This is a genomic window from Mesorhizobium sp. LjNodule214, assembly GCF_964252735.1.
Classification (GTDB): Bacteria; Pseudomonadota; Alphaproteobacteria; order Rhizobiales; family Rhizobiaceae; genus Mesorhizobium.
Window position 1 is genome coordinate 2032487 of sequence record NZ_CAXUPE020000001.1, and the last position, 13472, is coordinate 2045958.

11 protein-coding genes are annotated in these 13472 nt (G+C 62.7%); 8 read left to right on the forward strand and 3 right to left on the reverse strand.

The features are described 5' to 3' along the window. The first annotated feature begins 5 nt into the window (after positions 1–5). Genes ACSQ3Z_RS09650 through ACSQ3Z_RS09660 form a run of 3 tightly spaced genes read left to right on the forward strand, consistent with a single transcriptional unit; the run spans position 6 to position 4743 of the window. Complete coding sequence (locus ACSQ3Z_RS09650) at positions 6–2393, forward strand: xanthine dehydrogenase family protein molybdopterin-binding subunit (protein ID WP_436171882.1); 2388 nt, start codon at positions 6–8, stop codon at positions 2391–2393. A 10-nt stretch (positions 2394–2403) separates the two neighbouring features. After that, on the forward strand, positions 2404–3231 hold the full coding sequence (locus ACSQ3Z_RS09655; protein WP_436171054.1) for an FAD binding domain-containing protein: 828 nt from the start codon (positions 2404–2406) through the stop codon (positions 3229–3231). A gap of 48 nt (positions 3232–3279) precedes the next feature. After that, positions 3280–4743, forward strand: coding sequence for an amidase (locus tag ACSQ3Z_RS09660; protein WP_436171055.1), 1464 nt, complete (start codon positions 3280–3282; stop codon positions 4741–4743). Here ACSQ3Z_RS09660 and ACSQ3Z_RS09665 read toward each other — a convergent pair. Continuing rightward, positions 4730–5659 carry a LysR family transcriptional regulator gene (locus ACSQ3Z_RS09665; protein WP_436171056.1) on the reverse strand — a complete coding sequence of 310 codons (930 nt, stop codon included), beginning with the start codon at positions 5657–5659 and terminating at the stop codon, positions 4730–4732. The two genes, ACSQ3Z_RS09660 and ACSQ3Z_RS09665, sit on opposite strands and share 14 nt — an antisense overlap. Before the next feature lie 354 nt (positions 5660–6013). After that, positions 6014–6358, reverse strand: a complete 345-nt coding sequence (locus tag ACSQ3Z_RS09670) for a hypothetical protein (RefSeq protein ID WP_436171057.1) — start codon at positions 6356–6358, stop codon at positions 6014–6016. Between the two features lie 466 nt (positions 6359–6824). Between ACSQ3Z_RS09670 and ACSQ3Z_RS09675 the strand changes: the two genes are divergently transcribed. From ACSQ3Z_RS09675 to ACSQ3Z_RS09695, 5 genes are all read left to right on the forward strand, one after another. Further along, positions 6825–8405: an ABC transporter substrate-binding protein gene (locus ACSQ3Z_RS09675; protein WP_436171058.1), complete on the forward strand. Its 1581-nt coding sequence runs from the start codon at positions 6825–6827 to the stop codon at positions 8403–8405. A gap of 48 nt (positions 8406–8453) precedes the next feature. Then, positions 8454–9395 (forward strand): carbohydrate ABC transporter permease, encoded by a 942-nt coding sequence (locus ACSQ3Z_RS09680; RefSeq protein ID WP_436171059.1) that lies wholly within the window; start codon positions 8454–8456, stop codon positions 9393–9395. 3 nt (positions 9396–9398) lie between these two features. Next, entirely contained in the window at positions 9399–10238 is an 840-nt protein-coding gene (locus tag ACSQ3Z_RS09685; RefSeq protein WP_436171060.1) for a carbohydrate ABC transporter permease, read from the forward strand. Positions 10239–10310: 72 nt separating this feature from the next. Next, entirely contained in the window at positions 10311–11369 is a 1059-nt protein-coding gene (locus ACSQ3Z_RS09690) for an ABC transporter ATP-binding protein (RefSeq protein ID WP_436171061.1), read from the forward strand. Between the two features lie 12 nt (positions 11370–11381). After that, positions 11382–12341: a carbohydrate kinase family protein gene (locus ACSQ3Z_RS09695; protein WP_436171062.1), complete on the forward strand. Its 960-nt coding sequence runs from the start codon at positions 11382–11384 to the stop codon at positions 12339–12341. A 65-nt stretch (positions 12342–12406) separates the two neighbouring features. On the opposite strand, the gene ACSQ3Z_RS09700 is transcribed toward ACSQ3Z_RS09695, so the two are convergent. Further along, positions 12407–13450 carry a sugar-binding transcriptional regulator gene (locus ACSQ3Z_RS09700; protein ID WP_436171063.1) on the reverse strand — a complete coding sequence of 348 codons (1044 nt, stop codon included), beginning with the start codon at positions 13448–13450 and terminating at the stop codon, positions 12407–12409. Positions 13451–13472 lie beyond the last annotated feature (22 nt).

A 13472-nucleotide genomic window follows, 5' to 3' on the forward strand; every position in this document is an offset into this window, starting at 1 on the left:
TGAACATGTCAAAAGTGATCGGCATCGGCGCGTCGCCAAAGCGCAAGGAGGATCTGCGCTTCGTCACCGGGCGCGGCAACTACGTCGCGGACATCAAGCGGCCGGGAATGTTGTTCGCCGCGTTCCTGCGTTCGCCGCACGCACATGCCAGGCTTGGGGCGATCGATGTGACAGCGGCCCGTGCCATGCCGGGCGTGGTGGCGATCTATACCGGCGAAGATCTGAAAGCCGACAATGTCGGCGGCCTGCCGGTCGGCTGGGGCATCCATGGCAAGGACGGCAACCCGATGAAGGAGCCGCCGCACCCGCCAATCGCGCATGGGAAGGTGCGCCATGTCGGCGACGCCGTCGCCTTCGTGGTGGCGGAATCGGTCGAGCAGGCGCGCAGCGCCGCGGAAGCTATCGAAGTCCAGTACGAGGTCCTGCCCGCCGTGGTCGGCGTCGTCGAGGCCTTGCAGGCGGGGGCGCCCGCCGTCTACGACGACATTCCGGACAATCTTTGCTGCGACTGGGAACTGGGCGACGCCGCCGCGGTGGAGGCGGCTTTCGCCGACGCTGCGCATGTCGCCAGTATCGAGTTGGTCAACAACCGCCTGATCGGCAACCCGATGGAGCCGCGCGCGGCGATCGGCGAGTACGACTTCGCCACCGGCCAGCACACGCTGTGGACCACCAGCCAGTTTCCGCACGTGGTGCGCTTCCTGATGGGCGAATTCGTGCTTCATATCCCGCAGCACAAATTGCGCGTCGTGGCGCCCGATGTCGGCGGCGGCTTCGGCGTCAAGCAGTTCCACTATGCCGAGGAAGCTGTCGTCACGTGGGCGGCGGCAAAGCTCGGGCAACCGGTCAAATGGGTGTGCGAGAGGTCGGAGGGCTTTGTCTCCGACGCCCATGGCCGCGACCATTTCACCGAGGCCGATCTGGCTCTCGACGAGAGCGGCAAGTTTTTGGGTCTGAGGGTGCGCACGCTCGCCAATATGGGCGGCTACCTCTCGACCTTCGGACCCAACATCCCAACCAATCTTTACGCGCCGCTGCTGTCGGGGGTCTATCGAATGCCGGCGATACACTGCTCGGTCAAGGTGGTGTTCACCAACACCGTTCCAGTGGATGCCTATCGCGGCGCCGGCCGGCCGGAAGCGACCTTCGTGCTGGAACGTCTGGTCGACGTAGCGGCGATCGAAATGGGCATCGACAAGCGTGCCATCCGTCGCCGCAACATGATCCCGACGGAGGCCTATCCCTACCAGACGCCGGTCATCGTCGAATATGACAGCGGCGACCCGATGGGCTGCCTCGACCGGGCCGAGAAACTCGCCGATGTCGATGGCTTCGAGCAGCGGCGGTTGGAATCGGCGCGCCGCGGCAAATATCGCGGCCTCGGCCTCTCCACCTATGTCGAAGCCTGTGGGCTCGCACCGTCGCGGCTTGCCGGCAGTCTCGGGGCGCGCGGCGGCCTCTACGAAAGCGCAACGGTGCGCGTGCATCCGACCGGCGCCGTCACTGTGCTGATCGGCACCCACAATCACGGCCAAGGCCATGAAACGACCTTCGCGCAGATCGTCTCGGATCGTCTTGGCGTGCCGTTCGAGGATATCGACATCGTCTGCGGCGACACCGCCAAGGTGCAGTTCGGCATGGGCACTTACGGCTCGCGCTCGCTGGTGGTCGGCGGCGCGGCGCTTTCGAAGGCGGCCGACAAGGTCATCCTGAAGGGGAGGAAGATCGCAGCCCATCAGCTCGAGGCCGATCTGGGGGATATCGTCTTCGAAGCGGGGGAGTTTTCCGTCGCCGGCACGGACCGCAAGAAGAAGTTCACCGAGATTGCCGGCGCCGCCTATGTGCCCTTCGACTATCCGCTGGAAACGCTGGAGCCCGGGCTTGAGGAGCAATCCTACTACGACCCGGTCAACTTCACCTATCCCGGCGGTGCGCATTTCGCCGAAGTCGAGATCGATCCCGACACCGGCACGGTGGCGCTCGAGCGCTATACCGCCGTTGACGATGTCGGCACGATCATCAACCCGATGATCGTCGAGGGCCAGCTGCAAGGCGGTATCGCCCAGGGCGTCGGCCAGGCGCTGTTCGAGCACGGCGTCTATGACGAGAGCTCCGGGCAACTGCTGTCCGGATCGTTCATGGACTATTGCATGCCGCGCGCCGACAATCTTCCGGCGATCGTCGTTGCGCCACACTCGACCACCTGCACCCATACGCCGATGGGGGTGAAGGGCTGCGGCGAATGCGGCACCATCGGTTCGCCGGCTGCCGTCATCAACGCCGTGGTCGACGCCTTGCAGCCGCTGGGCATCACCCATGTCGACATGCCGGCCACGCCGAACCGGATCTGGAACATCATCCGCAATTCGCGCGCCGCGCTCGCGGCCGAATGAGGGGGCTTCGATGAAATCCTTCGCCTACATGAAGCCCGAGACGACCATAGCAGCAGCCACTCTGCTTGCCGAACATGACGACGCCAGGATCTTGGCCGGCGGCATGACCCTGCTGCCCACCATGAAGCAAGGCCTGGCCGCGCCGGCCGCAATCATCGATCTCGCAGCGGTGGCCGTGCTTCGTGAGATAGCATTCGAGGAGGGCGCCCTGATCATCGGCTCGATGGCACGCCACTACGATGTGGCGTCCTCGGCGCTGGTGCGGGCGCATATCCCCGCACTGGCCTCGCTCGCCGGGCAGATCGGCGACCCGCAAGTGCGCCATCGCGGTACTATCGGCGGCTCCGTTGCCAACAACGATCCAGCCGCCGACTATCCGGCGGCGATCCTCGCGCTCGATGCGACCGTGGTCACGACCATGCGGACCGTCACTGCTGATGATTTCTTCGTCGACATGTTCGAGACGGCGCTTGAGCCCGGGGAAATCGTCACCGGTTTTCGTATCCCGGTTCCCGAAATGGCGGCTTACGCGAAATTCCGCAGCCCAGCGTCGCGCTATGCGCTTGTCGGCGTGTTCGTCGCACGGACGGCCGGAAAGGTGCGTGTCGCCATCACCGGTGCGGCCTCGTCCGTGTTCAGGGCGCTCGACATCGAGGCGGCGCTGCAGGAACGGTTCGATCCGGAGCAGCTCAGCCGCGTCTCGATGGATCCGTCGGGATTAAACTCCGATATCCATGCGGATCGCGATTATCGCGCCAATCTGGTGATGGTCATGGCACGGCGCGCGGTAGCGGCCGCGCTTCAAAATGCCGACCAGAGTGCAACAAAAGGACAATAGCGGCCGGCCGGCGCGGTTCGGCCGCGCGAGTCCGGCCCGGGAGGGCATATGACCGTCAATCCAGCCAATTTCGGCGCGGCCAGCGCGCCGGGCGACCTTGCGCGTCTTTCCGCCGCCGACATGGTCGCGGGCTACAAAGCCGGCCGTTTCGACGCTGTCGACGTGATCGACGATACTGTGTCGGCGCTCCGCCGCTCGGACGCGGTCTGCAACATCGTCGTGACCGACCTCTATGACGATGCTGTTTCGGCGGCCAAGGCGATCGCGCAGCGCTATCGAAAGGGCACTGAGAACCGCCCACTGGCGGGCGTTCCGGTTACCGTAAAGGATCTCGTCTTCGTCGCCGGCAAACCGGCTAAAGCGGGCGCACCCTCGCTTGCCGGTTTCGTGCCGCAGGTTGATGCGCATGTCGTGCGCCGCCTGCGCGACGCCGGCGCCATCGTAACCTGTAAAACGACCACCTGCGAATCCGGCTACAAGCTCACCGCCGACAGTCCCGTCAGCGGCATCACCCGCAATCCCTGGTCACCGGATCGCACCAGCGGCGGCTCCAGCGGCGGTGCCGCCGCTGGTGTCGCCGCCGGCTGCGGCCCGCTGGCGATTGGCACCGACGGCGTCGGTTCGATCCGCGTGCCGGCTTCGTTTTGCGGGGTCTTTGGTCTCAAGCCGACTTTTGGCCTCGTTTCGCGCGCGCCCGGCTTCTTTCCGCCGTCATGGGGATCGCTCGCGCATACCGGCCCTATTGCACGAACGGTCACTGATGCGGCCCTGCTGTTGGAGACAATTGCAGGCTACGATGTGCGCGACGCCGCCTCGCTCGCCTTGAAGCCACAGGAATATTCGAGGATACCGTCGTCAGCGAAGGGCCTGCGCGTCGCCTTCTCGGCCGATTTCGGCTACGCGTCGATCGACCCGCAAGTCCGGGCGGCATTTACCACCGCGGTAGATCTCGTGGCCTCCGCCGGGGCTGAACTCGTCGAGTTCCCTTTTATCCTCGACCCGCAGATGCTGGACAAGGTGCTCAAGCCGATCGCCTTCACCGAACAGGCGGCATCGGTCGGCGATCGCGGTGAAGATGCGTTTGTCGATTCGGACGATGAGTTCCGCGCAATTCTTCAAAAGGGCCTCGGCTACAGCGGTGCGGACTACATGGCGGCGACGCATCTGCGCACACGGTTGAGGAGCCAGTTCGTCGAACTGTTCCGCACCGTCGACATATTGCTGACGCCGACGGTCGCAGTCACGGCCTTCGCGGCCGGTACGCTCGGCACATCCCGCGTCGACGGGCGGCCGGTCGACGCGCATCTGGGCTGGTCGCCCTTCACCTGGCCGGTCAATCTGTGCGGCCTGCCAGCCGCGACGGTTCCTTGCGGGCGCGATTCCTCGGGCATGCCGATCGGCCTGCAGATGATCGCGCCCTGGATGCGGGAGAGCTCTATCATTGCGCTCGCTGGGGCCTTCGAGGAGGTGCGGCCCTGGGCGCAGGAATGGCCGCCGCTCAACTTCCAGTGAGGGGTTCTTCGCTTTCAGCTTCACGCATGTCCGGCATCAGCACACCGCCGATCTCTCGGCTGATATCGAGATAGTGCGAAAGATAGTCGTATAGCGCCCTGGCGGCCGGCGTGGTCGCGCCCTGCGCCTTGTAAAGCAGCAGATCGACTTTCGGCAGCGTTGGGAATTCGCCGCTGGCGACGATTTCGCGCATGCCCGAAACGAGCGCGCTGCGGCCTAGAACGGTGACGGCCATACCCGAAAACACTGCAGCCTGGAGCCCGCTGACGCTTTCGCTGACGCAGGCAATGCGCCAGGCTCGGCCCGCCATTTCGAGGTGCTCGATGGCGTGATCGCGATAGATGTTGCCCGGCGGCAGCAGTGCCAGCGGCAAGGGTGTCTCGACATGCGCCGTTGAGTGTTCGCCGGTGATCCAGACGAGCTGTTCCTGACGTACGACCCGCCCGCCGATGAAGTCGTTCATCCGGGTGACTAGCGCGATGTCGATTTCGCCGCGATGGACCTGCGCGACCAGCGGCGTCGACAGCGAGCATTGAAGCTGGACCTGGACGCGCGGGAAGGCGCGCTGGAATACGGCCAGGATCGACGGCAGCAGATAGGCAGCGTAGAGGTCGGGGGTGCCGAGGACCACCTGGCCTTCGATGTCGGGCGACGAGAGCCGCGACAGCAGCTCGTCGTGCAGGCGAAGAATCGAATTTGCATAAGAAAGCACCAACCTGCCGTCGGAAGTGAGCACCATCTTGCGTCCGTCATGATGGAACAGGTTGCAGCCGCAAATGTCGTCGAGCCGCTGCAACTGTAAGGTAATGGCCGGCTGCGATCGGCTAAGGCGCCGCGCCGTCTCCGTAATGCTGCCGGTTTCCGCGACACATTGCAGCGATCGGAGCATTCGTATGTCGACGCTGATGAGGTTCATATTCGTGCCCCGGGCCAGATCCGATGCGCCCAGTCGATTTTAAGCAAGATTCATTCCAAATTTTCTGTGTGGCATGTTGCGGCTGTACTCATGGCGGCGGCCGCCAGATGCATGTTCTGGGCATCTCCTCTCTCGCCGTCGGCCACAAAGCGGGTAAGTCTAGAATTTGTGAATGAAATGGTTTTGGGCCGTTCGTCGATTTTCTCCGTCTTGTTGATGGCACCCGTCCCACGTAGCTCAGCACTCCCGGCTTCGAAAGGCCTTGTAACGACGCTCGCGGTAGTCGGAGGCAACGACGTGCAATTGGGCGGGTCCTGACTTCGGCTGCAGGCTCATTGCCCGTAAGTATGCCGGTCACCGATCCCAATCGGCTGGAGAAGCGTCCAGGCGTTTGGAGATCGAAACGATCCAGGCACGAAGTTCTGGTGCAAATGGTTTTTCTAGCGCCGCACGGTCCCAGGCGAGGAAATAGGCGTCGGACAACCTTATTCGCTGATCGAACGGCACGATGAGCCGACCCGCAGCGATATCGTCAGCGGCCATGGACAATTGCGCAAGCACAAACCCCTTTCCATTTATCGCAGCGTCGATCGCGGCGCTCGATAAGGAAAAGGCAACTTCACCGGAAATATTTGATTTTGCTAAGCTTTTCTGAGGCTGCCCCGCAACGTGGACGCGAACCCCTCCATCTGAAGACAACTCATCTTGGTATACGGTCGTTGGTGTCGATCATCGGTGAGCGTTTGTAGCCTGTTGGGGCGACCAAACATTGAGTCTAGATCTTGTGCCGACGCCGTTCCCCCGTTGCGAAATCGTCGTCAAACGCATTCGTTCCCACAACGCGCAGAAGTAGCCAAGGATCGTATTGACAAGGCTTCGCTGATATGAACATTTGACTTTGTAAAAGTAACGATGTTCATGCTGAGGCAAGCTTGCCACGGCTGAAATCGGCGGAGTTGGGAGGCCCGATCACATGTCTCATTACAATTGTGCCGTCCTGGAAATCGAACGGGTGCGGCCGTCCGGACTGCTTGCGGACCCGACGGGGTGGGCTGTGACTGGGTAATCAATGTGGGTCTGGACAGGCCCGCTTTCGAACCTGGCATCGTCGTTGGCCCGCAAACGATGCATGATATCTCTGGGCGGGTGTTTGGGAGGATTTGCAATGCCTGTTGGAAATAAGAAGGACGTATCGCGTCGGTCGTTTCTGATGTCGACGGCAGTCGTCGGCGCATCGGCCGTGGCGGCTGGCGGTGTCTCGCTGTTCAATGTCCGGCGCAGCTTTGCGCAGGAAGCCGCCAACCCCGCGGACATTCTCGCCAAGATCAACGTCGGCGGCTACGTCAAGAAGGAATACCGCGACCTCTACAAGCTCGCCGATGGCGACGAACTTTGGGATCCGGCCAAGGACTGGATCCGCACCGTCGACTGGGAAAAGGTGCGCAGCGAATTCGCCGGAAAGACGGTCAAGTTCGCGATCGGTGCTGCTGACATGGAATCGGCTGCGGACGGGTTGAAGCCCTTCGAGCAGCTTTCTGGAATGAAAGTCGAACTCGTTCCGATTCCCGACGATTCCATGTACGACAAGGTGCTGGCCGAATTCATCTCGGGCAATGCCAGCTTCGACGCGCTGCAGTTCTTCTCGCCCTGGCTCGGCGACTTCGCCGGTCCGGGCTTCCTCGCCAAGCTCGACGACTATGCTGAGAAATGGAAACTGCCGCTCGACGATTTTTATGACACCTACCGCCTGAACTACGGCTATTTCGGCGACAAGGGCCTCTACGGCATTCCCTTCGACTGCGACATCCAGATGGTGCATGTCAGGCCGTCGCTGCTGAAGAAGGTGACAGGCAAGGACGCAGACGCCAAGCTGACCGTGCCGACCTATGACGAGATGATCCGTCTGTCGGCCGAACTCAACAAGGTGGAAAAGGGCGTTGCCGGCGTCGGCATGATGGGCGCTCGCGGCTTCTGGTCCACCTACACCTGGGAGCACATCGCCGCGCAGCATGGCGTCGACCTGTTCAACGATTCCTGGGAGCCGGTGTTCAACAGCGACGCAGGCATCAAGGCGCTCGAAACCATTCTCGCGCTGAAAGCCTCTTCGGCGGAAGGCGTTGCCGGTTGGGGCTGGGGCGAGAACCGCGCTGCCTGGCTTGGCGGCCAGCTTGCCATGAATATATCGTGGCAGGATTCCGGCACCCAGGCGACGCGTCCGGACCAGAGCCGCATCGTCGGCGACGTGCTGACCATCTATGAGCCGCGCGTACAGATCGAAGGCGCTCGCTTCGCGCCGCCGAACATCGCCGGATCGACCTCCTGCGTGACAGCCACATCGCAAAACCCGGAAGGCGCCTTCCTGATGCTTGCCTTCCTGACCTCGGCATCGATCATGGCGATGAACGAAGCCAATGCAAACGGTGTCGCACCGGGCTATAAGTCGGTGCTGAAGAACGAAAAGCTGCGCTCGGTGTCTCAGCCTGCCGCCGTCTGGGCCGACTCGCTCGACTACGCCTGGTGCGCGCCGCGCATTCCCGGCATGTTCGAGATGGAACAGGCGCTTGGCAACGAGATCAACAAGGCGATCGTCGGCCAGGCGACCCCGAAGGAGGCTCTCGATGCCGGCGCCAAGGCCTGGAAGGAGATCATGACCAAGAATGGCTTCTTCTCAGACAAGGAGCCCTTCAAGTATGCTGCGGTGGCGCCGGCGACCTGGGCCGGCAAGGGCAAGACCCCGCCGGTTTGACGGTCGATTGATACTAGCTTGCCCACAGGTCCAGGGAGACTTCACGTAATGCAGGACTCCATGGTCCAGAACAGTTCAGGATGGGCGGCGACAGCCGCCCATCCCGGCATCAGGCCCCGACCCCGGAGCCGGTTGCGCCGCAAGGCGTTTCCCTATCTCCTGGTGGCGCCGGCGATGATCTTCCTGCTGGGCATCACGCTCTATCCCGGCGTCTACGCCATGTATCAGAGCTTTTTCTACGTCCGCTTCAACGACTGGTCCTTCGCCGGGCTCGCCAACTACACCAAGCTCCTGTCTGACAACGAGTTCTGGCAGGCGTTGTGGAACACTTTCGTCATGGGCGCGATCGCGCTCAGCCTCGAATGCGTCATCGCCATCAGCATCGCGGCTTTCGCCTATCGCGATCCCTGGGTGCGATCGTGGCGCATTTTGTTTCTGATGCCGATGCTGTTCATGCCGTCGGCGGTCGCTTTCATCTGGAAGCTCGCCTTCAACGATGGGCGGATCGTCAGCGATCTCCTGATGCGCCTGGGGCTGATCGACGGCAATCTGGATTTTCTGGGCTCCATCTGGCTCGCCCGGCTGACCCTGATCGTCGCCGACGTCTGGCAGTGGACGCCGTTCCTGTTCATCATCTTCGTCGCGGCCCTGCAGGGCCAGGATGCGGAGATGGAAGAGGCGGCAAGGCTCGATGGTGCCAAATGGCGGCAGATATTCTGGAACATCTCGCTGCCGCTGATGATGCCGATCGTCGCCGTCGCGCTCATCCTGCGCGGCATCGACATAATCACCATGTTCGCTTCGGTCTTCATCATCACCGGCGGGACGCCCGGCGGCGCCACCGAAACGATCAGCTATTTCATCTATCGCATCGGCTTCAAGACCTTCAATTTTGGCTACGCCTCAGCCATCTCGGTGGTCATGCTGGCGATAACGGTCACGGTTGCGCAGCTGTTCGTGAAACGCTTCTTCCGCTCGGGACGGGAATAGAAGATGGCCAGAAAAAGCAAATCGTCCGAGAGCCTGTTCTTGCGCTATCTCGTGCTGTTCGCCTGGGCCGTTTTCTGCCTGGCGCCGATCCTTTGGTTCCTGTCCATCGGATTGCGGCCGCGCACCGAGATCATCGCCGCCGAGCCCATCTACTGGCCGACCTTTTCCCTCGACGCCTGGAACATGATCTGGACCGACTGGCCGATGGGCAATTATCTGCGCAATTCGCTCGTCGCGGTCGTCGGCAGCGTCGTCATCGACCTGCTGCTGGCGATCCCGGCCGCCTATTCGCTGGCCCGCTACACCTACCGGTTTCGCGAAGACATCGGCTTCTACATCCTGTCGACCCGCATGATGGCGCCGGCCATCGTTGCCATTCCGATCTTCTTCCTGTTCCGGAACATGGGACTGCTCGATACGGTCTGGGCGCTGATGCTGGTCTATGCCGCGATCAACCTGTCGCTGGTGACCTGGATTATCCGCTCCTACATGCTCGACATACCGCATGAGATCGAGGACGCGGCCCGCACCGACGGCGCCTCGGACCTGCGCATCCTGGTGTCGATCATCGTGCCGATGTGCTTGCCCGGCATCATCACCGCTGCCGTCATCGCCGTCATCTTTGCGGTCAACGAGTTCCTGTTCACTCTGCTCATCGCCTCGACCAAGAACGCCTACACGCTTTCCGTCGCGCTCGCCAACTTCACCGGCGGTTCGGACGGCATCATCTACAACGCGATCGCCCTTGTTGCCTTCCTCGCCTTCGTTCCGATCATGTTCCTGGTCGTGCTGATCCAGAAGCATCTGTCGCGAGGCCTGACCATGGGCGCGGTCAAGGGTTGATATCAGGCGCGGCAGCAATTGCACTGCCTGCGTTGCGCGGCCGGCCGGCGAAGAAAAAATGGAAAGAAGTAAATGGCTCAGATTCAACTGAAGAATGTCACCAAGGGGTGGGGAGCAGTCCTTGGCGTCGACAAGGTCGATCTGGACATACGCGATGAGGAGTTCATGGTCTTCCTCGGGCCGTCGGGCTGCGGAAAAACCACGACGATGCGCATGATTGCCGGTCTGAACGATCTGACGTCGGGCGAAATCTGGATCGACGGCGAACTGGTCAACGATTTCGATCCGCGCGACCGCGACGTCGCGATGGTGTTCCAGAGCTATGCGCTCTACCCGAACATGACCGTCTACGAAAACATCCGCTTTCCGCTCAGGATGCGCGGCATCCCCAAAGCCGAGCACGATCAGCGGGTGCGCCGCGCCGCCGACATGGTCGAACTCGGCGACTATCTCGACCGCAAGCCCGGCGCGCTTTCGGGTGGCCAGCGGCAGCGCGCGGCACTTGCTCGAGCGATCGTCAGGCAGCCGCGCGTCTTCCTGATGGACGAACCGCTGTCCAACCTCGACGCGAAGCTTCGCAACGCCATGCGCGTGCAGCTAAAGCACGTCCAGCGCCAGTTGAAGATCACCACCGTCTACGTCACCCACGACCAGGTCGAGGCGATGACGCTGGCCGACCGGATCGTCATCATGGACAAGGGCCGCATTCAGCAGTTGGGCACACCCGATGAGATCTATTCGAACCCCAGCAACACCTTCGTCGCCGGCTTCATCGGTTCGCCACCGATGAACCTGATCAAGGGCGCGGTGCGCGGCAAGCGTTTTTCCGCTCCCGGAGTGGAGGTTGCCGGTGTGAACCTGCCCGACTCGCAAAGCATCATTCTTGGCGTGCGACCGGAAGATGCAAAGGTCTCCACCGGCGCGGCCACCCATCTGAGAGGGACGCTCTACGGGCTGGAGCCGACCGGCGACCAGACCTTCCTTTCGATCCGCACGGAGGCGATGGTCGTCGAGGTGAAGGCCGATCGGGATTTCCGCCAACCGCTCGATACGGCCATCGCCATTGAGCTCGACCTCGACCGCCTCTACTTCTTCGATGCAGAATCAGGCCAGCGCATTCGCGCAAACTGACGGGATGTGACGGTGCTCTACGACTACGCTTCCATCGGCTTCTTCACCTTCGATTGCCTCGGTCGGCCGGTGCGCCGCATCCCGGGGCCGACCGAATTCGATTTCCTGGAGGAGATCACCATCGCCGTTTCCGGCGCGGCGGGTGCCGCGGCAATTGTCGCCGCCAAATACGGAATGAAGGTGCTGGGCGTCGGCGGCGTCGGCGCCGACGACATGGGCGACTGGGTGCTCGGCAAGCTTGGCCAGCACGGCGTCGAGACCAGCCTGATGCAAAGGATCGAAGGCGTCGGCACCTCGTCGAGCATCGTGGCGGTGCAGGAAAACGGCCAGCGGCCGGCCATGCACATGCGCGGCGCGACCGGCTCGTTCGAGATCGCGCCGGACCAGTTCGACAAGGTGCTGGATGCGACCTTCGTGCATATCGGCGGCGCTGGCCTGATGGACCGCATGGACGGCGAGCCGACGGTCGCCCTGCTGACCCGCGCCAAGCAGCGTGGCTGCACGACCACGCTCGACGTTGCATCCGCCCGACACGAAGACATGCCGATGATCGCCAGGCTGCTGCCGCATGTCGATTACTTCCTCCCCTCGGTCGAGGAGGCGCGCCTGCTCTCAGGGCTATCTGACACGCGCGACGTGGCGCGCTTCATGCTCGACCGCGGCGTGCGCTGCTGCATCCTGACCCTGGGCGAGGACGGCGCCTACTATCATCACGCCGACGGCACGCGGTTTCACATTCCCGCATTCGAGGTCGAGGTGGTCTGCACCTGCGGCTGTGGCGATGCCTTCAACGCCGGCTTTGTGGCCGGGCTGCATCGCGGGCTTGGTCCGGAGGACGCGGTCACCCTCGCTCAGGCAACGTCGGCGCTCAACGCCACCGGGCTCGGCAGCCAGGCCGGGGTTCGATCCTTCGACCACACCATGGAATTTGCCCGGCGCACGAAGCGAAAGACCAACACGCTCGCCGCTTGAACTGGAGCATGATCGCGAACCGAAGGCCAGCGCAGCAAAAAGTGGTTTCCGGCTTTCAGAAGGGTCTATGCCGGCTCGTTGCTCTTCTTCTGCCCTCGCCATCCGCGCAGCTGCATTTTTTCGATCATGCTTGCCGCGGTCACTTCATCAGTGATGAAAACCGTCGGCTCGACCAGCTTCATCACGCCGATCAGCGCGCCCACCTTTTCGGGTCCGCCGGACGCCAGCAGCCGGATCGGTGCCCTGCGCAACCGGTCGATGCCGACCGACATCACGCGGTCGTTGATCTCATGATCGACAAGGTTGCCGTGTTCGTCGAAGAAATGGAACAGCAGATCGCCGATGGCGCCGGCCGAAACCAGCGAGTCGTGCTGGGCGTCGGTCAGGTAGCCAACCCGGTAGGAGGTGGCCGTCGACGTCGTCCCGCCGACGCTGAGAAGCACGGCGTCGAGGTCCTCAGCCATTTCGAAGATGGTGTTCAGCCCGCAGCGCTCGATCAGGGTGCGCTTTGTCTCGACGCTGTCGACGATGGCCGGCGCCGGCACCAGGAAACCCTCGCCCTGGAAGAGTTCGGCGAGTTGCCAGGCGAACTCGGCCGGGTTGAAGCGGCGCGCCTGGATGATACCGCCGAGCAGCGAATAGACGCGAAATCCGGTCAGCGTCTGGCCCGTTATGAAGGGCAGTGTGTTGTAGAGCGTCCTTCCCCAGCCGACCCCGACGCGCATGTTCGAGGTCGCAATCTGCGAAATATAGTCGCCGGCGGCGGCGCTGATCACGGGCACCGGATCGGCCTGCGGGCTCGACAGCGGCGCCACGATCGCCTTCTGGATGCCGAACAGCTCTTCCAGGCCGCGCTCAAGCTCCGTCGTGTCGGCGACTTTCGCATTGATCGTGATCTTGATCTCGTTGCGAGCTCGTGCATCCGCCAGAAGCCTGACGACAGTCACCCGGCCGATTTTGAGGATCGCGGCGATCTCGCTCTGGGTGAGCTGCTCGACATAGTACATCCAGGCGGTGCGCACACGAACGCGATCCGCCTGACTCGAGCCGCGAACGTTCTCGCCAAACATCATCTCGGGGTCTTTCGTCCCCCGTTTCCCTTGGCGCATGGTTCCCCTGGCTCCATCGTTC

What these genes read in the sequence shown, in the direction of transcription:
- ACSQ3Z_RS09650 (WP_436171882.1), top strand. Translation starts at nt 6, where the DNA reads ATGTCAAAAGTGATCGGCATCGGCGCGTCGCCAAAGCGCAAGGAGGAT.
- ACSQ3Z_RS09655 (WP_436171054.1), top strand. Translation starts at nt 2,404, where the DNA reads ATGAAATCCTTCGCCTACATGAAGCCCGAGACGACCATAGCAGCAGCC.
- ACSQ3Z_RS09660 (WP_436171055.1), top strand. Translation starts at nt 3,280, where the DNA reads ATGACCGTCAATCCAGCCAATTTCGGCGCGGCCAGCGCGCCGGGCGAC.
- ACSQ3Z_RS09665 (WP_436171056.1), bottom strand. Translation starts at nt 5,659, where the DNA reads ATGAACCTCATCAGCGTCGACATACGAATGCTCCGATCGCTGCAATGT.
- ACSQ3Z_RS09675 (WP_436171058.1), top strand. Translation starts at nt 6,825, where the DNA reads ATGCCTGTTGGAAATAAGAAGGACGTATCGCGTCGGTCGTTTCTGATG.
- ACSQ3Z_RS09680 (WP_436171059.1), top strand. Translation starts at nt 8,454, where the DNA reads ATGCAGGACTCCATGGTCCAGAACAGTTCAGGATGGGCGGCGACAGCC.
- ACSQ3Z_RS09685 (WP_436171060.1), top strand. Translation starts at nt 9,399, where the DNA reads ATGGCCAGAAAAAGCAAATCGTCCGAGAGCCTGTTCTTGCGCTATCTC.
- ACSQ3Z_RS09690 (WP_436171061.1), top strand. Translation starts at nt 10,311, where the DNA reads ATGGCTCAGATTCAACTGAAGAATGTCACCAAGGGGTGGGGAGCAGTC.
- ACSQ3Z_RS09700 (WP_436171063.1), bottom strand. Translation starts at nt 13,450, where the DNA reads ATGCGCCAAGGGAAACGGGGGACGAAAGACCCCGAGATGATGTTTGGC.